This is a genomic window from Saccharothrix carnea, assembly GCF_003014735.1.
Classification (GTDB): domain Bacteria; phylum Actinomycetota; class Actinomycetes; order Mycobacteriales; family Pseudonocardiaceae; genus Actinosynnema; species Actinosynnema carneum.
Genome location: NZ_PYAX01000006.1, coordinates 344,315 through 364,876, shown reverse-complemented (window position 1 = coordinate 364,876; position 20,562 = coordinate 344,315). Strand labels below are relative to the sequence as shown.

Sequence of the window (20,562 nt, the reverse complement as noted above, 5' to 3'; positions counted from 1 at the left end):
GCTCGACCGGCGCGTCACTTAGCCCAGAGAGGAGGCGATCATGGCGAAGCCCAGCAAGGTTTCGGCCGTCGCCGAGCTCACGGACAAGTTCCGTGGAAGCTCGGCCGCTGTCGTGACCGAGTACCGCGGCCTCTCCATGGCGCAGCTCACCACGCTGCGTCGCGCTCTCGGCGCGGGCACCACGTACACCGTTGCGAAGAACACGCTGGTCAAGCGTGCCGCCGAGGACGCGGGCGTGCAGGGGCTCGAGGCCCTGCTCGTCGGCCCGACCGCCATCGCCTTCGTCGAAGGCGAACCGGTCGACGCGGCCAAGGCCCTGCGTGACTTCGCGAAGGACAACAAGGCCCTGGTCATCAAGGGCGGCTACATGGACGGCCGCCCCCTCTCGGTCGAAGAGGTCACCGCCATCGCGGACCTCGAGACCCGTGAGGTGCTGCTCGCCAAGCTGGCGGGCGCGATGAAGGGCAACCTGGCCAAGGCCGCGGGTCTGTTCCAGGCCCCCGCCTCCCAGGTCGCTCGCCTGGCTGCTGCCCTCCAGGAGAAGAAGGCCGCGGAGGCGCCTGCCGCCGCCGAGGCCGACGCTCCGGCCGAAAGCTGATCACACCCGGAAACTCCGCGTCCCGGCCGCAGTTCGGGCGTTGAAAGAGAAAGGACCGCCATCATGGCGAAGCTCAGCACCGACGAGCTGCTCGACGCGTTCAAGGAGATGACCCTCCTGGAGCTGTCGAAGTTCGTGAAGGACTTCGAGGAGACCTTCGAGGTCACCGCCGCCGCTCCGGTCGCCGTTGCCGCCGCTGCCGGCCCGGCCGGCGCCGCTGCCCCCGCCGAGGAGGAGAAGGACGAGTTCACCGTCGTCCTCGAGGGCGCCGGCGACAAGAAGATCCAGGTCATCAAGGTCGTCCGCGAGGTCGTCTCGGGCCTGGGCCTGAAGGAGGCCAAGGAGCTGGTCGAGTCCGCTCCGAAGCCGCTGCTGGAGAACGTGGCGAAGGACGTCGCCGACGCCGCCAAGGAGAAGCTCGAGGCTGCCGGCGCCAAGATCTCGCTCAAGTGATCTAGCGCTGTCGCTGCTGCGAAGGCGGGCACCCGATCCGGGTGTCCGCCTTCGTGCTGTCTCGGGTCGGTGATCTTGACCACGTCGGCGGCTGTGCCCCACGATCGGGTGGCAGTGCGGGATGAGCCGGCTCACACCGTTACCCAGCTGAGACCGCATTAACCCAACTGGTGAGTAACCACGTCGGGGCGGCCTCGTTGCACCGGTATGACACCGGCCTGTCCGGCGTCTGGCGTTGCTGCCACTGACCTGGAGGTGCGATGGGCGTCGAGGTGGTCGTCGAGGGCCTGACCAAGTCCTTCGGCAAGCAGACCATCTGGCGGGACGTCACGCTCACCCTCCCTCCCGGCGAGGTCAGCGTGATGCTCGGACCGTCTGGCACGGGCAAGTCCGTCTTCCTGAAATCCCTGGTCGGGCTGCTCAAACCGGAGCAGGGCAAGATCGTCATCAACGGCGTGGACCTGGTCCGCTGCTCCGAGCACAAGCTCTACGAGATCCGCAAGCTGTTCGGCGTGCTGTTCCAGGACGGCGCGCTGTTCGGCTCGATGAACCTCTTCGACAACGTCGCCTTCCCGCTGCGCGAGCACACCCGCAAGACCGAGGCCGAGGTCCGGCGGATCGTGCTGGAGAAGATGGAGATGGTCGGCCTCGTCGGCGCGGAGAAGAAGCTCCCCGGCGAGATCTCCGGCGGTATGCGCAAGCGCGCCGGCCTGGCCCGCGCTCTGGTGCTCGACCCCGAGATCATCCTCTGCGACGAGCCGGACTCCGGCCTCGACCCGGTCCGCACGGCCTACCTCAGCCAGCTGCTGATCGACCTGAACGCGCAGATCGACGCGACGATCCTGATCGTCACCCACAACATCACCGTGGCCCGCACGGTCCCGGACAACCTCGGCATGCTGTTCCGCCGCGAACTGGTCATGTTCGGCCCGCGCGAGGTGCTGCTGACCAGCGACGAACCGGTGGTCGAGCAGTTCCTCAACGGCCGCCGCATCGGCCCGATCGGCATGTCGGAGGAGAAGGACCAGGCGACGATGGCCGCCGAGCTGGCCCACCGCGAGGCGGGTCACGCGGACGGTCCGCCGGACGAGGACGTGCGCGGCGTCGTGCCGCAGTTGGAGCCGACGCCGGGCCTGCCGCCGCGTGGCGCGGTGCGGCGGCGCAAGGACCGGGTGATGAGCATCCTGCACACGCTGCCGCCCGAGGCCCAGCAGGGCATCATCGCCAGCCTCACGCCCGAGGAGCGCAGCCACTACCGGGTGATGGCCGACGCCGGTGACCGGACCGGCCCGATCACACCGAGCCCGTGGCCCCGGCAGGGGGGCGTGCTGTGAGCTCACCGGCGACGTTCCCCGGCGTCGGCGCGCTGCGCGAAACGGGGCGGATGTTCGGGCTCGCCATCGACGTCGCGCGCAACACGTTCCGCCGCCCGTTCCAGCTGCGGGAGTTCATCCAGCAGTGCTGGTTCGTGGTGAGCGTGACGGTGCTGCCGACCGCGCTGGTGTCGATCCCGTTCGGCGCGGTCATCGCGCTCCAGATCGGGTCGCTGACCAGGCAGATCGGCGCGCAGTCGTTCACCGGCGCGGCGAGCGTGCTGGCGATCATCCAGCAGGCCAGCCCGATCGTGACGGCCCTGCTCATCGCGGGCGCGGGCGGCTCGGCGATCTGCGCGGACCTCGGCTCGCGCAAGATCCGCGAGGAGATCGACGCCATGGAGGTGCTGGGCGTCTCGCCGATCCAGCGCCTGGTCGTGCCGCGGGTGCTGGCCGCGATGCTGGTCAGCGTCCTGCTCAACGGCATGGTCAGCGTGGTCGGCGTGATGGGCGGCTACTTCTTCAACGTGATCCTGCAGGACGGCACACCCGGCGCGTACCTGGCGAGCTTCAGCGCCCTGGCGCAGCTGCCGGACCTGTGGATCTCCGAGATCAAGGCGCTGATCTTCGGGTTCATCGCGGGCATCGTGGCCGCCTACCGGGGCCTGAACCCGGCGGGCGGGCCCAAGGGCGTCGGCGACGCGGTCAACCAGGCCGTGGTCATCACGTTCCTGCTGCTGTTCTTCGTGAACTTCGTCCTCACCACGATCTACCTCCAGGTCGTCCCGGCGAAGGGGAGCTGAGATGGCCACGAGCACCGACCGGTTCCGCAAGGTGGCGAACGCGCCGCTGGCGATGCTGGACACCTTCGGCGACCAGCTGTGGTTCTACGTCCGGGCGATCTGCTGGATCCCGCGCACGCTGACCCGCTACCTGCGCGAGACGCTGCGGCTGCTGGCCGAGGTGAGCTTCGGGTCGGGCGCGCTGGCCGTCATCGGCGGCACGATCGGCGTGATGGTGGGCCTGTCGGTGTTCACCGGCACGGTCGTCGGCCTGCAGGGCTTCACCGCGCTGAACCAGATCGGCACGTCGGCGTTCGCGGGCTTCGTGTCCGCGTACTTCAACACCCGCGAGATCGCGCCGCTGGTCGCGGGACTGGCGCTGAGCGCGACCGTGGGCTCCGGCTTCACCGCGCAGCTGGGCGCGATGCGGATCTCCGAGGAGATCGACGCGCTGGAGGTCATGGGCATCCCCAGCCTGCCGTACCTGGTCACCACGCGGATCATCGCGGGTTTCATCGCGATCATCCCGCTGTACGTGATCGGCCTGCTCACCTCGTACCTGGCGGCCAGGTTCATCACGGTCGAGTTCTACGGGCAGTCGGCGGGCACGTACGACCACTACTTCAACCTGTTCCTACCACCGGTGGACGTGCTCTGGTCGTTCGGCAAGGTGCTCGTCTTCGCCGTGGTGATCATCCTGACGCACTGCTACTACGGCTACCGCGCCAGCGGCGGCCCGGCGGGCGTGGGTGTCGCGGTGGGCCGCGCGGTCCGCACCGCGATCGTCACCACGAGCCTGCTGGACTTCTTCCTGAGCATGGCCATCTGGGGCACGACGACGACGGTGAGGATCGCGGGATGATCAAGCGGCGACTCCTGGGCGTCGTGTTCATCGCGGTCATCGCCCTCTTCCTCTCCTTCACCGTGGCGCTGTACAACGACGCGTTCACCGAGGTCGTGAAGGTGACGCTGAAGACCGACCGGGTCGGCAACCAGCTGCTGATCGACTCCGACGTCAAGGTCCGCGGCATGATCGTCGGCCAGGTCAAGGGCATCCGGACCTCGGGCGACGGCGCCGAGCTGGACCTGGCGCTCGACCCCGAGCAGGTCGAGCACATCCCGGCCAACGTCTCCGCGCGCCTGCTGCCGAAGACCCTGTTCGGCGAGCGGTACGTGAACCTGGTGCTGCCCGCCGAGCGGCAGGCACCGCTGCGCGAGGGTGCCGTCATCGAGCAGGACCGCTCCAGCAGCGCCATCGAGCTGGAACGCGTGCTCGACGACCTGATGCCGGTGCTGCAGGCCGTGCAGCCGGAGAAGCTGGCCACCACGCTGACCGCGATGTCGCAGGCGCTGGAGAACCGGGGCAAGCCGCTGGGCGAGACGCTGGTGCAGCTCGACGCCTACCTGGGCGAGTTCAACCCGCAGCTGCCCAAGCTCAAGGACGGCATCAGCCGCCTCGCCGACGTCTCCCACGTCTACGCCGACGCCGCGCCGGACCTGGTGCAGGCGCTGTCGGACGCCACGGTCACCAGCCGCACGCTGGTCGAGCAGCGGGACAACCTGCTGGCCATGTACGGCACGCTGACCACCACGTCGCTGGACCTGCACGGCTTCCTCGCGGTGAACAAGAACAACCTGATCCAGCTCGCCGACGTCAGCAGGCCGACGTTGGAGCTGCTGGCGAAGTACTCGCCCGAGTACCCGTGCCTGCTCAAGGGCCTCGCCGAGTTCAAGCCGATCATGGACCAGGTGTTCGGCAAGGGCACCGACGAGCCCGGCCTGCACATCACGCTGGAGATCACCGCCAACCGCGGCAAGTACGAGCCGGGCAAGGACGACCCGGAGTACGCCGACAAGCGCGGCCCGCGCTGCTACGACATCGTGCCGCGGCCGGACCCGTTCCCCCAGTACCCGCCGGAGGGCCCGGTCAAGGACGGCTCGACGTCACCGCCGCCCGCCCGGGTGGCCGCGGACGGCGTGCTGCCGCCGAACACGGGCACGATCCGGGACGACGGCACGGTCGTGTCGTCGTTCAGCGGCGTGCCGTCGCTGGCCAACTCGCCCGAGGAGCAGGACTTCCTGGCCGCGCTGCTCGCACCGCAGTTCGGCCTGGAGGAGGACGAGATGCCGAGCTTCACCGCGCTGCTGCTCGGCCCCCTGTACCGGGGAGCGGAGGTGACGGCATGAGGTCGCTGGCCGCGCCGCTGGTCAAGCTGTCCGTGTTCGCCGCGATCACGATCCTGGCGACCGCGCTGCTCGCGGTGACCATCTCGAACGTCAACTTCAACGGCGCCACCGGCTACACCGCCCGGTTCACCGACGTGACGGCGCTCAACGAGGGCGACGACATCCGCATCGCGGGCGTCCGGGTCGGCCAGGTCGACGAGATCCGGGTGGTCGACCGGCGGCTGGCGGAGGTGGAGTTCTCGCTGGAGGGCGACCGCACGCTGCCCGCGTCGGTCACCGCGACGATCAAGTACCGCAACCTCGTCGGCCAGCGGTACATCTCGCTGGAGCACGGCGTGGGCGACGCGTCCGCGCTCGAGCCCGGCGACGTGATCCCGCTGGAGCGCACCAAGCCCGCGCTCGACCTGACCGTGCTGTTCAACGGCTTCAAGCCGCTGTTCCAGGCGCTGAACCCGGACGACGTGAACAAGCTGTCCAACGAGATCATCCAGGTGTTGCAGGGCGAGGGCGGCACGATCGACAGCCTGCTGCGCCACACCGCGTCGCTGACGTCGACGCTGGCGAGCCGGGACCAGGTGATCGGTGAGGTGATCACCAACCTCAACGCCGTGCTGGACACCGTGAACTCGCGCACCGAGCAGGTGTCCACGCTGGTCACGACGTTGCAGGAGCTGACGACGGGCCTCGCGGGCGACCGGGAGCCGATCGGTGACGCGATCAGCGCCATGGGCGAGCTGACCAACACCACCGCCGACCTGCTCGACCAGTCGCGGCAGCCGCTGAAGGACGACATCGCCGACCTCGGCCTGGTGTCGCAGACGCTGGCCGACCACGAGACGGTCGTGGAGGGCGTCATCCGGACCCTGCCGGGCAAGATCGAGGCGATGTCGCGGACCGCGTCCTACGGGTCCTGGTTCAACTTCTTCCTGTGCGAGGGCACCGGCCAGGTGGCCGTGCCGCCGATCATCAACGACCCGATCCCGATCACGGCTCTGCCGGTCACGCAGCCGAGGTGCCGCCGATGAACGCCCAACGCAACCCGGTGACGGTCGGCGTGGTCAGCCTCACCGTGATCGCCCTCCTGCTGCTCGCCACCTTCTACTCCGACGACCTGCCGATCATCGGCGGCGGCACCACGTACTCGGCCGAGTTCACCGAGGCGGCGGGGCTGATCCCGTCGAACGAGGTGCGGGTGGCCGGGGTGAAGGTCGGCAAGGTGACCGAGGTCGAGCTGGACGGCGACAAGGTGAAGGTGTCGTTCCGGGTCAAGGACGCCTGGGTGGGCGACCGCACGACCGCGGTGATCAGGATCAAGACCCTGCTCGGGCAGAAGTTCCTGGCGCTGGACCCGCAGGGCTCCGAGCCGCTGGACCCGGGGCAGCCGATCCCGCGCGAGCGCACGCTGTCGCCGTACGACGTGCAGGAGGCGTTCAACGGCCTGGCGTCCACGGTCGGCGCCATCGACACCCAGCAGCTCGCGGAGAGCTTCCAGGTGCTGTCGGAGACGTTCCAGGGCTCGGCGGAGAGCGTGCGCGGGGCGTTGGACGGCCTGTCTGCGCTGTCGAAGACGATCTCGTCGCGCGACGAGCAGCTGGCGCAGCTGCTGGCCAACACCAACGAGATCACCAAGACCCTGTCCGACCGCAACGAGCAGTTCGAGAAGCTCCTCGCGGACGGCAACCTGCTGCTGGAGGAGCTGCGCAAGCGGCGGGACGCGATCGGGGCGCTGCTGCGCGGCACACGTGAGCTGTCCGAGGAGCTGTCCGGCCTGGTCGCCGACAACTCCGCGCAGCTGAGGCCCGCGCTGGAGCAGCTGGACCGGGTCGCCACGATGTTGCAGCGCAACCAGGACTCGCTCGACCGAAGCCTGTCGCTGATGGGCCCGTTCTTCCGGGTGTTCGCCAACACGCTGGGCAACGGCCGCTGGTTCGACACCTACATCTGCGGCCTGCTGCCGCCTTCGGTGAACCTCGGCGTGGTCGGCTTCAACGAAGAGGGCTGCCTCCCTCCCGGCGTGCAGCGCTCGTCACCTTCCGGGGGAGGGAACTGACGTGGCTACCACGAGAACAGGCCGCGACCTGGTGCGTGCCGTCGCGATCGCGTGCGTGCTCGCGATCGTGGCCGCGGCGGCGATGTGGTGGGTGTTCGCCGGTGCCGACAGCCGCCGGGTGACCGCCGTGTTCGGCGCGGCGGTCGGCGTCTACCCGGGCTCGGACGTGCGGGTGCTCGGCGTGCGGGTCGGCACCATCGAGGAGGTCGAGCCGCGGGGCACGACGGTGCGGGTCGTGATGTCGCTCGACCGCACGGTGAAGGTGCCGGCGGCGGCGCAAGCGGTGGTGGTCGCGCCTAGCGTGGTCAGCGACCGGTACGTGCAGCTCGCGCCCGCCTACACCGGCGGCGACGTGATGGGCGACAACGCCACCATCCCGCGTGAGCGCACCGCCACCCCGGTCGAGCTGGACGAGCTGTACGCGAGCCTGGACAAGCTGACCACCGCGCTCGGCCCGAACGGGGCCAACAAGGACGGCGCGCTGTCGGAGCTGCTCGACTCGGCGGCGGCCAACCTCGAGGGCAACGGGCAGGCGCTCGGTGACACGATCAAGCAGCTCGGTGACGCCGCGCGCACGCTGTCCGGCTCGAAGGACGACCTGTTCGGCACTGTGGACAACCTGCAGAAGTTCACCGGGATGCTGGCCGCGAACGACAGCCAGGTGCGCGACCTCAACCGGCAGCTGGCCGAGGTCGCCGGGTTCCTGGCCGACGAGCGGGAGAACCTGGGCGGCGCGCTGAACGAGCTGGCCACCGCGCTCGGCCAGGTGCAGGGCTTCATCCAGGACAACCGGGCCGTGCTGAAGTCGAACGTGGACAAGCTCGCCGGCATCACGCAGATCCTGGTGGACCAGCGCGCGTCGCTGGCCGAGGCGCTGGACGTCGGGCCGCTGGCCCTGGGCAACCTGCAGAACGCCTACAACGCGGCCTCCGGCACGCTCGACGTCCGCGCCGACCTGAACGAGCTGAACCAGCCGCCGATCGTGCTGGTCTGCAAGCTCATCCAGGGCGTCGAGCCCGGTCGGGTGCCCGGTGTGCTGGCCGAGACGTGCCGGCAGCTGGAACCGGTGCTCAGCGGTGCCGTGCCGTTGAAGACGCCCGCCGAAGTGGTGAGCGACCTGTCCCAGGGCAAGCTGCCGCTGCCCCTGCCGCTCGCGGGGGTGCCCCGGTGAGGCGGGTCGCGGTGCTCGTGGCGAGCGCGTTGGTGCTGACCGGCTGCGGCTCGGGCGGCTTCGACGGCGTCTACAACATGCCGCTGCCCGGCGGCGCGGACCTCGGCGACCGGCCGTACCAGGTGAAGGTCCAGTTCAAGGACGTGCTGGACCTCGTGCCGCAGGCGGGCGTGAAGGTCAACGACGTGCCGGTCGGCCGGGTGGACCGGATCGACCTGGGCGCGGACGGCTGGACCGCTGAGGTGACCGTGCTGGTCAACGGCGACGTGCGGCTGCCGGGCAACTCGGTGGCCCGGCTGCGCCAGTCCGCGCTGCTCGGCGAGAAGTACGTGGAGCTGGCCAGGCCCGCCGAGGGGCGTGCCGAGGGCGCGCTGGCGGACGGCTCGGTCATCCCGGTCGAGCGGACCAACCGCAACCCCGAGGTCGAAGAGGTCTTCGGCGCGCTGTCGATGCTGCTCAACGGCGGTGGCATCGCCCAGCTCCAGGACATCAGCCGGGAGCTGAACGCGGCCCTGGAGGGCAACGAGCCGCAGATCCGGTCGCTGCTGGACAACCTGAACACGCTGGTCGGCGACCTGGACGCGCACAAGGGCGAGATCACCCGCGCACTGGACGGCCTCAACCGGCTCGGCGGCACGCTCAACGCCCAGCGCGAGCAGATCACCGGCGTGCTGGACGGGCTGGAGCCGGGTCTGAAGGTGCTCAGCGAGCAGCGCACCCAGCTCGTCACGCTGCTGCAGTCGCTGGACACGCTGTCCGACGTCGCGGTGGACACGGTGAACAAGTCCAAGGACGACATCGTGGCCGACCTCAAGGCGCTGGCGCCGACGCTGCGCAAGCTCGCCGAGGCGGGCACCAACCTGCCCAACGGCTTCGAGCTGCTGCTGACCTACCCGTTCCCGGACTCGGCGGTGGACGCCATCAAGGGCGACTACACGAACCTGTACGCCGACCTCGACCTGAACCTGGGCACGGTCGTGGAGAACCTGGGCAGGTCGCGGCAGTCGCCGCTGCCGAGCCTGCCCGGGCTGCCCGGCATCGACGGCAACGCGCCGTCGCTGCCGCTGCCCCTGCCGAACCTGCCGCTGCCCGGCGTCACGGGCGACTCCGGGCTGGGCGACCTGCTCGGCGGACTGCTCGGAGGTGGCCGGTGATCCCGGGTCGGATCAAGCTCCAGATCGGCGCGTTCGTGCTGATCGCCCTGGTCGGCGTGAGTTACGTCGGCGCCCGGTACGTCGGGCTCGGCCGGGTGTTCGGCGCGTCCGGGTACGTGGTGACGATGCAGCTCGCCGAGTCCGGCGGCGTGTTCACCAACGCCGAGGTCACCTACCGCGGCGTCGCCGTGGGCCGGGTCGGGCAGATGCGGCTGACCTCGGACGGGCTGGAGGTCGACCTCGACATCGACCCGAGCGCGCCGTCGATCCCGGCCGACCTGGAGGCCGTGGTCGCCAACCGGTCCGCGGTGGGCGAGCAGTTCGTCGACCTGCGGCCCCGCGGTGACGACGGGCCGTTCCTGGCGGACGGGGCGGTCATCCCGCGCTCGGCGACGAAGACGCCGCCGCCGGTGGACAACCTGCTCACCAACCTCGACGCGTTCGCCAAGTCGGTGCCGACCGAGTCGCTGCGGACCGTGGTGGACGAGCTCGACCTGGCGTTCAACGGCACCGGGCCGGACCTGCAGGTGCTGCTGGACAACACCAAGGCGTTCACCCAGGCGGCGACGGACCACCTGCCGCAGACCGAGGCGCTGCTCGACAGCGGGCTGGTGGTGCTGAACACGCAGGTCGCGCAGGGTGGCGCGATCAGGTCGTTCTCGGCGGACCTGAGGTCGCTGGCCGAGCAGCTGAAGAACTCCGACACCGACCTCCGGCGGCTCATCGGCGTCTCGCCGCAGGCCGCCGAGCAGGTGTCGGCGCTGCTGGCGGAGACCGGGCCGAACCTGGGCGTGGTGCTGGCCAACCTGCTGACCACGGGGAACATCCTGGTCACCCGGCTGGACGGGCTGGAGCAGATCGCGGTGACGTACCCGATCGTCGTCGGCGGCGGGTTCACCGTGGCCAAGGGCGACGGCACGGGCGCGCACTTCGGGCTGGCCCTGAACGTGTTCGACCCACCGCCGTGCACGGTCGGCTACGACGCCACCACGATCCGCCAGGGCACCGACACCTCGCCGGTGGCCCTCAACACGCAGGCCTACTGCGCCCTGGCGCGGGGGAGCGCCACCAGCGTGCGGGGTGCCCAGAACGCGCCTTACGGTGGGGTTCCGGTCGCCACGCCGACCGGTGACGCGACGTCGCAGCCGGGCCGGGAACCGGCCGCCGACCGGACCGCCGCCGAGCCGCCGGTGCTGACCAGCCTGGGGCAGTTGCTCGGTCTGCCGGGCTGAGGAGGGGGACGGATGGACGTTCGAGGTGCGGGTCGGTGGGGCTGGGCCCTGCCGGTCGCGGTCGCGCTCGCCGTGCTGGCCTTCGGCTACGCGCTGTGGGCCGGGGTGTCGTGGTGGAGCGCGTCGTCCAGCGACTCGGTGACGTTCTCGCGGGAGCGGGAAGAGGTGCTGCGGGTCGGGCAGGTCGGGATCGCGAACTTCACCACCCTCGACTACAAGAAGGTCGACGAGGACCTCGACCGGTGGCTGGAGTCGTCCACCGGTGAGCTGCGCGGCGAGATCGAGAGCGGCCGGGACAGCCGGAAGAAGCAGATCCAGGACGCCAGGACGGTGACCGTGAGCCGGGTGCTGGACGCGGCCGTCACCGAGCTGGACGCGCGGGCGGGCAAGGCGCACCTGATCGCCGTCGTGGAGACCACGGTGACGCCGGAGGGCGGGCAGTCGGTGAAGAAGGTCAACCGGTACCAGACGGACCTGACCCGCACCGATGCCGGTTGGAAGCTCAGCGCGCTGGGGCCGGTCGCGGCCGGCGGCGCGTGAACCGAGGAGATGACGTCAGTGCCACCGTCCCGCCGCCGCCCCGTCCCGACCACGCCGACCACCCGGCCGCGCGTCGCCGGCCTGCGCAAACGCCCGGAGCCGGGCACCGCGCCCGCCGACGCCGAGACCTCGCCGGTGAAGGACGCGCAGGTCGAGGCCGGCACTGAGATCGACCCGGGCACCGGCGCCGGCGCCGAGCCGACCGACGACCGACCCGCCGCCCGCCAGGACCACGACGCCCTGCCCGGTGACCGCGACGTCATGCGCGCGACCGACGCCACGGGCCTGATCGAGCCGCGCGAGGACACCGCGGCCGAGGACGAGACCCCCGAACCCGCGCCACGACCCCGGCCGACCGGCCGCCGCAAGCGCACCGGCGAGGCCGTCGCACCCAGCGTGCTGGACGATCCCGGCCCGAAGCACGCCAAGCCCGGCGCCGACGACGTGACCGAGGGGGTCGCCGAGCACGACCCCGTCCCGGCCCGCTCCACCAGGCTCCCCACCGCGGGCCCCGCGCTGCCGATCGCGCTGGTCGTGCTGGCCGGCCTGCTGGTCGGGCTGGGCGTGTGGTTCCAGCACCGCGAGGACGGCATCCGCTACAACCAGGCACTGGTGGACAGCGCGGGCACGACCGAGGTCGCCGGCCAGGCCCGCGAGGCGGTCGAGAAGGCGTTCTCCTACAACTTCGCCGACGTCTCGGCCACCGAGAAGGCGGCCAACGAGCTGCTCGTCGGCAAGGCGCAGTGCCAGTACAACGCGATCTTCGGCCCGGTGCGCGAGCTCGCGCCCGAGCAGAAGCTCGTGGTCACGGTGAAGGCCGTGTCCAGCGGCGTGACCTCGCTCGACGGCGACCGGGCCACCGTGCTGCTGTTCCTCGACCAGGTCACCACCCGCACGACCGACAACCAGAGCGGCGGCGGCATCGCGATGATGCGGGTCGGCGCGCAGCGGGTCGACGGCCGGTGGAAGGTCGACAACATGGAGATGTTCGGCCAGAGCGGCGACCAGGCGGCCGAAACCGCCAAGTGCTGACCCGCCGGCCTCCGGTCGGCCCTCGGTCGGCCCTCCTGGGCGTCCACTCAGGACTGCGGACCTGGTTTTACGCCTCCGCACAACGTGATCTGCACCACAATTTTGCTTCGGTGACCGAACGAAGCCGACACCATCTCCCTTCGGGGTCGGAACACCCGCCAAAGGTTCACGTCAGCTCACGTCCATGTATTTTCGCAGGTCACAGCGGTAACTCCGCGTTATCGCCGCTTGCGCCAGTGGAGTGATCGCCGCGTGGCATCTTGACTGTGAGCGTCAGCGGGGTCACTCTGTCGGTGAGCACGAGAAAGGTCCTTCCAGGTGCCTCTCGACAGTTGCCGCGTCCGTGGCTAGACTGCTCCTTTGCGCTGCCCTCTTTCCGTTTGCCCTTCGCCGAGAGCTGGATTGCCGGGCATCGCCGCACCCTTGACAGCCGTGCTAGTTCCGCTGACTAGCCAGCTACCTGTCCCTGGAAGGACGCATCTTGGCGATCTCTCGCGCGACCAAGGCCACTGCTGCGACCAACTCCACGTCGGGGATTCCCGGAGCGCCGAAGCGAGTCTCTTTCGCGAAGATCCACGAACCGCTTCAGACGCCCAACCTGCTCGACCTGCAGATTCAGTCGTTCGAATGGCTCACCGGCGACGAGGCGTGGTTCCAGCGCCGCGTCGACGAAGGTGACGAGGCGCCGACGGGCGGCCTCGAGGAGGTCTTGAACGAGATCTCGCCGATCGAGGACTTCTCCGGCTCGATGTCGCTCTCCTTCTCCGACCCGCGCTTCGACGAGGTCAAGGCCTCGACCGAGGAGTGCAAGGACAAGGACATGACGTACGCCGCCCCGTTGTTCGTCACGGCGGAGTTCACCAACCACACCACCGGCGAGATCAAGAGCCAGACGGTGTTCATGGGTGACTTCCCGATGATGACCGACAAGGGCACGTTCATCATCAACGGCACCGAGCGGGTCGTGGTTTCCCAGCTCGTCCGCTCGCCGGGTGTCTACTACGACACCGCGATCGACAAGACGACCGACAAGGACGTCTTCAGCGTCAAGATCATCCCGTCCCGGGGTGCCTGGCTGGAGTTCGACGTGGACAAGCGCGACACCGTGGGTGTCCGCATCGACCGCAAGCGCCGCCAGCCGGTGACCGTGCTGCTGAAGGCGCTGGGTTGGACCACCGAGCAGATCCGCGAGCGCTTCTCGTTCAGCGAGACGCTGCTGACGACGCTGGAGAAGGACCACACCGCGGGTACCGACGAGGCGTTGCTCGACATCTACCGCAAGCTGCGTCCGGGCGAGCCGCCGACGAAGGAGTCCGCGCAGGCGCTGCTGGAGAACCTGTTCTTCAAGGACAAGCGCTACGACCTCGCGAAGGTCGGCCGGTACAAGGTCAACAAGAAGCTGGGCCTGAGCACCCCGATCACCACGGGCGTGCTGACCGAGGACGACATCGTCACGACGATCGAGTACCTGGTCCGCCTGCACGCCGGTGAGACGACGATGAAGCCCGGCGACGTCGAGGTGCCCGTCGAGGTCGACGACATCGACCACTTCGGCAACCGCCGCCTGCGCACCGTCGGCGAGCTGATCCAGAACCAGATCCGGGTCGGCCTGTCCCGCATGGAGCGCGTCGTCCGCGAGCGCATGACGACCCAGGACGTCGAGGCCATCACGCCGCAGACCCTGATCAACATCCGCCCGGTGGTGGCGGCGATCAAGGAGTTCTTCGGCACGTCCCAGCTGTCGCAGTTCATGGACCAGACCAACCCGCTCGCGGGCCTGACCCACAAGCGCCGCCTGTCGGCGCTGGGCCCGGGTGGTCTGTCCCGTGAGCGCGCCGGCATGGAGGTCCGCGACGTCCACCCGTCGCACTACGGCCGCATGTGCCCGATCGAGACGCCGGAAGGCCCGAACATCGGCCTGATCGGCTCGCTGTCCTCCTACGGGCGGGTCAACCCGTTCGGCTTCATCGAGACGCCGTACCGCAAGGTCGTCGACGGCCGGGTCACCGACCAGATCGACTACCTGACGGCCGACGAAGAGGACCGCTACGTCAAGGCGCAGGCGAACGCCAAGATCGACGACGAGGGCAACTTCCTCGAGGACAAGGTCCTGGTCCGCAAGAAGGGCGGCGAGGTCGAGCAGATCGACCCGTCCGACGTGGACTACATGGACGTCTCGCCGCGGCAGATGGTGTCGGCCGCGACCGCGATGATCCCGTTCCTGGAGCACGACGACGCGAACCGCGCCCTGATGGGCGCGAACATGCAGCGCCAGGCCGTGCCGCTGCTCCGCTCCGAGTCGCCGCTGGTCGGCACCGGCATGGAGCTGCGCGCCGCGGTCGACGCCGGTGACGTCGTGGTGGCCAAGAAGACCGGTGTGGTCGAGGAGATCTCCGCCGACTACGTCACGGTCATGGCCGACGACGGCTCGCGGCAGACCTACGGCCTGCACAAGTTCCGCCGCTCGAACCAGGGCACCTGCATCAACCAGAAGCCCATCGTGAACGAGGGCGACCGGGTGCAGGAGGGCCAGGTCCTGGCCGACGGGCCGTGCACCGAGAACGGCGAGATGGCGCTGGGCAAGAACCTGCTCGTCGCGATCATGCCGTGGGAGGGCCACAACTACGAGGACGCGATCATCCTGTCGCAGCGCCTCGTGCAGGACGACGTCCTGACCTCGATCCACATCGAGGAGCACGAGATCGACGCGCGGGACACCAAGCTGGGCGCCGAGGAGATCACCCGGGACATCCCGAACGTCTCCGAGGAGGTCCTGGCCGACCTCGACGAGCGCGGCATCATCCGCATCGGCGCCGAGGTCCAGCCCGGCGACATCCTGGTCGGCAAGGTCACGCCCAAGGGCGAGACCGAGCTGACCCCGGAGGAGCGCCTGCTCCGCGCGATCTTCGGCGAGAAGGCGCGCGAGGTGCGCGACACGTCGCTGAAGGTGCCCCACGGCGAGTACGGCAAGGTCATCGGCATCCGCGTGTTCAGCCGCGAGGACGACGACGAGCTGCCCCCCGGCGTGAACGAGCTGGTCCGCGTCTACGTGGCCCAGAAGCGCAAGATCCAGGACGGCGACAAGCTCGCCGGCCGGCACGGCAACAAGGGCGTCATCGGCAAGATCCTGCCGGTCGAGGACATGCCGTTCCTCGAGGACGGCACCCCGGTCGACATCGTGCTGAACACGCACGGCGTGCCGCGTCGTATGAACATCGGCCAGGTGCTGGAGACCCACCTCGGGTGGATCGCCAAGCAGGGCTGGAGCATCAACGGCGACCCGGACTGGGCGAAGAACCTGCCCGAGGAGCTCTACCACGTGGAGCCCGGCACGAAGACGGCCACGCCGGTCTTCGACGGCGCGCGCGAGGACGAGATCACGGGCCTGCTCGGCTCGACGATCCCGAACCGCGACGGCGAGCGCATGGTCAAGGAGAACGGCAAGGCGGTGCTCCTCGACGGGCGCAGCGGCGAGCCGTACCCCTTCCCGGTGTCGGTCGGCTACATGTACATCCTGAAGCTGCTGCACCTGGTCGACGACAAGATCCACGCGCGTTCGACCGGCCCGTACTCGATGATCACGCAGCAGCCGCTGGGTGGTAAGGCGCAGTTCGGTGGCCAGCGGTTCGGTGAGATGGAGTGCTGGGCGATGCAGGCGTACGGCGCCGCGTACACGCTCCAGGAACTGCTCACGATCAAGTCCGACGACGTGCTCGGCCGCGTGAAGGTCTACGAGGCCATCGTCAAGGGCGAGAACATCCCGGAACCGGGTATCCCGGAGTCCTTCAAGGTGCTGCTCAAGGAGCTGCAGTCGCTGTGCCTCAACGTCGAGGTGCTGTCTTCGGACGGCGCCGCGATCGAGATGCGCGACGGCGACGACGAAGACCTGGAGCGCGCGGCCGCGAACCTCGGCATCAACCTGTCGAGGTCCGAGTCGCCGTCCGTGGACGACGTCGTCAACTGACGCTCGCCGGTCACCGGGAGCGCCCCGCGTTCCCGGTGACCCAGCCACCAGCACCCCAAGCAGCACCGAACCAAAAAGGGGAAGAGAGTAGACGTGCTCGACGTCAACTTCTTCGATGAGCTTCGCATCGGTCTCGCGACCGCGGACGACATCCGCCAGTGGTCCTACGGCGAGGTCAAGAAGCCCGAGACCATCAACTACCGCACGCTCAAGCCGGAGAAGGACGGCTTGTTCTGCGAGAAGATCTTCGGTCCCACCCGGGACTGGGAGTGCTACTGCGGCAAGTACAAGCGCGTCCGCTTCAAGGGCATCATCTGCGAGCGCTGCGGCGTCGAGGTGACCCGCGCCAAGGTGCGCCGTGAGCGGATGGGCCACATCGAACTGGCCGCGCCCGTCACGCACATCTGGTACTTCAAGGGCGTCCCCAGCCGGTTGGGCTACCTGCTCGACCTGGCGCCCAAGGACCTCGAGAAGATCATCTACTTCGCGGCCTACGTCATCGTGGGCGTGAACACCGAGCTGCGCCACAACGACCTGCCCACGCTCGAGAACGAGATGCAGGTCGAGCGCAAGCGGGTCGAGAACCGGCGTGACGCCGACGTCGAGGCCCGTGCGCAGAAGCTGGAAGCCGACCTGGCCGAGCTGGAGGCGGAGGGCGCCAAGTCCGACGTCCGCCGCAAGGTCAAGGAGGGCGGCGAGCGCGAGATGCGCCAGCTCCGCGACCGCGCCCAGCGCGAGCTGGACCGGCTCGACGAGATCTGGTCCACCTTCACCAAGCTCGAGCGCGCCCAGCTGATCGCGGACGAGCTGCTCTACCGCGAGCTGTACGACCGCTACGGCGACTACTTCACCGGTGCCATGGGCGCGGAGGCCATCCAGAAGCTCCTGGGTGACTACGACGTCGACGCCGAGGCCGACGTGCTGCGCGAGACCATCCGCAGCGGCAAGGGCCAGAAGAAGCTGCGCGCCCTGAAGCGGTTGAAGGTCGTGGCCGCCTTCCAGGCGACCCGCAACAACCCGCAGGGCATGGTGCTGGACTGCGTCCCGGTCATCCCGCCGGACCTGCGCCCGATGGTGCAGCTCGACGGTGGTCGCTTCGCCACGTCCGACCTGAACGACCTGTACCGCCGCGTGATCAACCGCAACAACCGCCTCAAGCGGCTGATCGACCTCGGCGCGCCCGAGATCATCGTCAACAACGAGAAGCGGATGCTGCAGGAGGCCGTCGACGCGCTGTTCGACAACGGCCGCCGCGGCCGGCCGGTGACGGGCCCGGGCAACCGGCCGCTCAAGTCGCTGTCCGACCTGCTCAAGGGCAAGCAGGGCCGGTTCCGCCAGAACCTGCTCGGCAAGCGCGTCGACTACTCGGGCCGTTCCGTCATCGTGGTCGGCCCGCAGCTGAAGCTGCACCAGTGCGGCCTGCCCAAGCAGATGGCGCTGGAGCTGTTCAAGCCGTTCGTGATGAAGCGGCTGGTCGACCTCAACCACGCGCAGAACATCAAGTCCGCCAAGCGGATGGTGGAGCGCGCGCGCCCCGCCGTGTGGGACGTGCTGGAAGAGGTCATCACCGAGCACCCCGTGCTGCTCAACCGCGCGCCCACGCTGCACCGGCTGGGCATCCAGGCCTTCGAGCCGCAGCTGGTCGAGGGCAAGGCCATCCAGCTGCACCCGCTGGTCTGTGAAGCGTTCAACGCCGACTTCGACGGTGACCAGATGGCGGTCCACCTGCCGCTGTCCGCCGAGGCGCAGGCCGAGGCGCGCGTGCTGATGCTGTCGTCGAACAACATCCTCTCGCCCGCGTCGGGCAAGCCGCTGGCCATGCCGCGTCTGGACATGGTCACCGGCCTGTACCACCTGACCCGGCACAAGGAGAACGACCTCGGCGAGGGCCAGGCGTACTCGTCCCCGGCCGAGGCGCTGATGGCGTTCGACCGCAAGGTCCTGGGCCTGCAGTCCATGGTCAAGATCCGGATCACGGACAAGAACCCGCCGAAGGGCGCCGAGCCGGAGGGCTGGGAGCCCGGTCAGCCGTGGCTGGCCGAGACCACCCTCGGTCGCGTGCTGTTCAACGAGGTCCTGCCGCAGGACTACCCGTTCATCAACGAGGTCATGCCCAAGAAGCGGCAGGCCACGATCATCAACGACCTGGCCGAGCGGTACCCGATGGTCACCGTCGCCCGGACGCTGGACAAGCTGAAGGACGCCGGTTTCTACTGGGCCACCCGGTCGGGTGTCACGGTCGCGATCTCCGACGTGCTCGTGCCGGAGGCCAAGCAGGGCATCCTGGACGAGTACGAGAAGCTCGCCGACGCGGTGGAGAAGCGCTACCAGCGCGGTCAGCTCTCCCACACCGAGCGCAACAACGAGCTCGTCAAGGTGTGGACCAAGGCCACCGAAGAGGTCGCCGAGGTCATGGAGGCCAACTTCCCCGAGGACAACTCGATCCGCATGATCGTGGCGTCCGGGGCGGCGGGCAACATGACCCAGGTCCGCTCGCTGGCCGGTATGCGTGGTCTGGTGACCAACCCGAAGGGCGAGTACATCCCGCGTCCGATCAAGAACTCGTTCCGCGAGGGCTTGTCGGTGCTGGAGTACTTCATCGCCACGCACGGCGCCCGCAAGGGTCTGGCCGACACCGCGCTGCGCACCGCCGACTCGGGCTACCTGACCCGTCGTCTGGTGGACGTGTCGCAGGACGTCATCATCCGCGAGGTCGACTGCGGCACCAGCCGCGGCGTGAACATGACGGTCGGCGAGCGGCAGGGCGACAAGGTCGTGCTGGCCGAGTTCGCGCAGACCAGCGTGTACGCGCGGACCATCGCCGAGGACATCACCGACGCCGGTGGCAACATCGTGCTCAACCGCGGTGACGACCTGGGCGACCCGGCGCTGGCCACGCTCGTCGAGGCGGGCGTGACCCGCGTCAAGGTCCGCTCCGTGCTGACCTGCGAGTCCGCGGTCGGTGTGTGCGCGTCCTGCTACGGCCGTTCGATGGCGACCGGCCAGCTGGTCGACGTCGGCGAGGCAGTCGGCATCGTCGCCGCGCAGTCGATCGGTGAGCCCGGCACGCAGCTGACCATGCGCACGTTCCACCAGGGTGGTGTGGCCGGTGACGACATCACCACCGGTCTGCCCCGTGTGCAGGAGCTGTTCGAGGCTCGCGTGCCGAAGGGCAAGGCGCCCATCGCGGACGTCGACGGCCGGGTGCGCATCGAGGACGGCGACCGGTTCTGGAAGATCACCCTCATCCCGGACGACGGGTCCGAGGAGATCATCTTCGAGAAGCTGTCCAAGCGTCAGCGGCTCGCGAACACGGCCACCGGCCCGCTGCAGGACGGCGACCACGTGGGCGTCGGCCAGCAGCTGCTGGAGGGCACGCCCGACCCGCACGAGGTGCTGCGCGTGATGGGTCCCCGCGAGGCCCAGCTGCACCTGGTGCAGGAGGTCCAGAAGGTCTACCGGGCCCAGGGTGTGGCGATCCACGACAAGCACATCGAGGTCATCGTCCGGCAGATGCTGCGCCGGGTGACGATCATCGACTCGGGTGCGACCGAGTTCCTGCCCGGCTCGCTGGTCGAGCGCGCGGAGTTCGAGTCGGGCAACCGGGCCGTGGTGGCCGAGGGTGGCGAGCCCGCCGCCGGCCGTCCGGTGCTGATGGGTATCACGAAGGCGTCGCTGGCCACGGACTCGTGGCTGTCGGCGGCCTCCTTCCAGGAGACCACGCGTGTCCTGACCGACGCCGCGATCAACGGCCGGTCGGACAAGCTGATCGGCCTGAAGGAGAACGTGATCATCGGCAAGCTGATCCCGGCCGGCACCGGCATCAACCGGTACCGGAACATCCAGGTGCAGCCGACCGAGGAAGCGCGTGCGGCGGCGTACGCCATCCCGAGCTACGACGACGGCTACTACACGCCGGACGTCTTCGGCACGGGCACGGGCGCCGCGGTCCCGCTGGACGACTACGACTTCGGCCGCGACTACCGCTGACGGTCTTAGTCCGCTGAAAGGCCCCCGGAGCCTCCCGCTCCGGGGGCCTTTTTGCGCGAGTCGAACGCTCAGGCCCCGCGTGTCGAACGCCCAGGT

Annotated in this window: 15 protein-coding genes; all 15 read left to right on the top strand. The window is 69.2% G+C overall.

The annotated features are described in order from the left end of the window. Window positions 1–40: 40 nt before the first annotated feature. Window positions 41–598, top strand: coding sequence for a 50S ribosomal protein L10 (gene rplJ, locus B0I31_RS19825; protein ID WP_106616847.1), 558 nt, complete (start codon window positions 41–43; stop codon window positions 596–598). Between the two features lie 63 nt (window positions 599–661). Further along, a complete protein-coding gene (gene rplL / locus B0I31_RS19820) occupies window positions 662–1,051 on the top strand; it encodes a 50S ribosomal protein L7/L12 (RefSeq protein ID WP_106616846.1) in 390 nt (129 codons plus the stop codon). 260 nt (window positions 1,052–1,311) lie between these two features. Next, window positions 1,312–2,385, top strand: coding sequence for an ABC transporter ATP-binding protein (locus B0I31_RS19815; RefSeq protein ID WP_106616845.1), 1,074 nt, complete (start codon window positions 1,312–1,314; stop codon window positions 2,383–2,385). Between the two features lie 50 nt (window positions 2,386–2,435). Then, a complete protein-coding gene (locus B0I31_RS19810; protein WP_245950150.1) occupies window positions 2,436–3,167 on the top strand; it encodes an MlaE family ABC transporter permease in 732 nt (243 codons plus the stop codon). 1 nt (window position 3,168) lies between these two features. Continuing rightward, window positions 3,169–4,008, top strand: coding sequence for an MlaE family ABC transporter permease (locus tag B0I31_RS19805; protein WP_106616843.1), 840 nt, complete (start codon window positions 3,169–3,171; stop codon window positions 4,006–4,008). Next, the gene (locus tag B0I31_RS19800) at window positions 4,005–5,333 is read left to right on the top strand and encodes an MCE family protein (RefSeq protein WP_106616842.1); all 1,329 of its coding nucleotides are present in this window, start codon (window positions 4,005–4,007) and stop codon (window positions 5,331–5,333) included. The genes B0I31_RS19805 and B0I31_RS19800 overlap by 4 nt, the downstream gene beginning before the upstream one ends. After that, window positions 5,330–6,358: an MCE family protein gene (locus tag B0I31_RS19795; protein ID WP_106616841.1), complete on the top strand. Its 1,029-nt coding sequence runs from the start codon at window positions 5,330–5,332 to the stop codon at window positions 6,356–6,358. Before B0I31_RS19800 ends, B0I31_RS19795 begins: the two co-directional genes overlap by 4 nt. Beyond that, complete coding sequence (locus tag B0I31_RS19790; protein WP_106616840.1) at window positions 6,355–7,383, top strand: MCE family protein; 1,029 nt, start codon at window positions 6,355–6,357, stop codon at window positions 7,381–7,383. The genes B0I31_RS19795 and B0I31_RS19790 overlap by 4 nt, the downstream gene beginning before the upstream one ends. A gap of 1 nt (window position 7,384) precedes the next feature. Beyond that, window positions 7,385–8,554 carry an MCE family protein gene (locus tag B0I31_RS19785; protein WP_106616839.1) on the top strand — a complete coding sequence of 390 codons (1,170 nt, stop codon included), beginning with the start codon at window positions 7,385–7,387 and terminating at the stop codon, window positions 8,552–8,554. Continuing rightward, a complete protein-coding gene (locus B0I31_RS19780; RefSeq protein WP_106616838.1) occupies window positions 8,551–9,708 on the top strand; it encodes an MCE family protein in 1,158 nt (385 codons plus the stop codon). The genes B0I31_RS19785 and B0I31_RS19780 overlap by 4 nt, the downstream gene beginning before the upstream one ends. Further along, window positions 9,705–10,940, top strand: a complete 1,236-nt coding sequence (locus B0I31_RS19775) for an MCE family protein (RefSeq protein ID WP_106616837.1) — start codon at window positions 9,705–9,707, stop codon at window positions 10,938–10,940. The genes B0I31_RS19780 and B0I31_RS19775 overlap by 4 nt, the downstream gene beginning before the upstream one ends. Window positions 10,941–10,952: 12 nt before the next feature. Beyond that, complete coding sequence (locus tag B0I31_RS19770) at window positions 10,953–11,480, top strand: nuclear transport factor 2 family protein (RefSeq protein ID WP_106616836.1); 528 nt, start codon at window positions 10,953–10,955, stop codon at window positions 11,478–11,480. Between the two features lie 9 nt (window positions 11,481–11,489). Then, entirely contained in the window at window positions 11,490–12,512 is a 1,023-nt protein-coding gene (locus tag B0I31_RS19765) for a hypothetical protein (RefSeq protein ID WP_146173895.1), read from the top strand. 481 nt (window positions 12,513–12,993) lie between these two features. Continuing rightward, window positions 12,994–16,476 carry a DNA-directed RNA polymerase subunit beta gene (rpoB, locus tag B0I31_RS19760; protein ID WP_106616834.1) on the top strand — a complete coding sequence of 1,161 codons (3,483 nt, stop codon included), beginning with the start codon at window positions 12,994–12,996 and terminating at the stop codon, window positions 16,474–16,476. Window positions 16,477–16,569: 93 nt separating this feature from the next. Continuing rightward, window positions 16,570–20,466: a DNA-directed RNA polymerase subunit beta' gene (locus tag B0I31_RS19755; protein WP_106616833.1), complete on the top strand. Its 3,897-nt coding sequence runs from the start codon at window positions 16,570–16,572 to the stop codon at window positions 20,464–20,466. Window positions 20,467–20,562: the final 96 nt, after the last annotated feature.

Coding starts and splice junctions, on each gene's coding strand:
- rplJ (WP_106616847.1), top strand. CDS start 41: ATGGCGAAGCCCAGCAAGGTTTCGGCCGTCGCCGAGCTCACGGACAAG.
- B0I31_RS19765 (WP_146173895.1), top strand. CDS start 11,490: ATGACGTCAGTGCCACCGTCCCGCCGCCGCCCCGTCCCGACCACGCCG.
- B0I31_RS19790 (WP_106616840.1), top strand. CDS start 6,355: ATGAACGCCCAACGCAACCCGGTGACGGTCGGCGTGGTCAGCCTCACC.
- B0I31_RS19770 (WP_106616836.1), top strand. CDS start 10,953: ATGGACGTTCGAGGTGCGGGTCGGTGGGGCTGGGCCCTGCCGGTCGCG.
- B0I31_RS19810 (WP_245950150.1), top strand. CDS start 2,436: ATGTTCGGGCTCGCCATCGACGTCGCGCGCAACACGTTCCGCCGCCCG.
- B0I31_RS19815 (WP_106616845.1), top strand. CDS start 1,312: ATGGGCGTCGAGGTGGTCGTCGAGGGCCTGACCAAGTCCTTCGGCAAG.
- B0I31_RS19800 (WP_106616842.1), top strand. CDS start 4,005: ATGATCAAGCGGCGACTCCTGGGCGTCGTGTTCATCGCGGTCATCGCC.
- B0I31_RS19795 (WP_106616841.1), top strand. CDS start 5,330: ATGAGGTCGCTGGCCGCGCCGCTGGTCAAGCTGTCCGTGTTCGCCGCG.
- rplL (WP_106616846.1), top strand. CDS start 662: ATGGCGAAGCTCAGCACCGACGAGCTGCTCGACGCGTTCAAGGAGATG.
- B0I31_RS19805 (WP_106616843.1), top strand. CDS start 3,169: ATGGCCACGAGCACCGACCGGTTCCGCAAGGTGGCGAACGCGCCGCTG.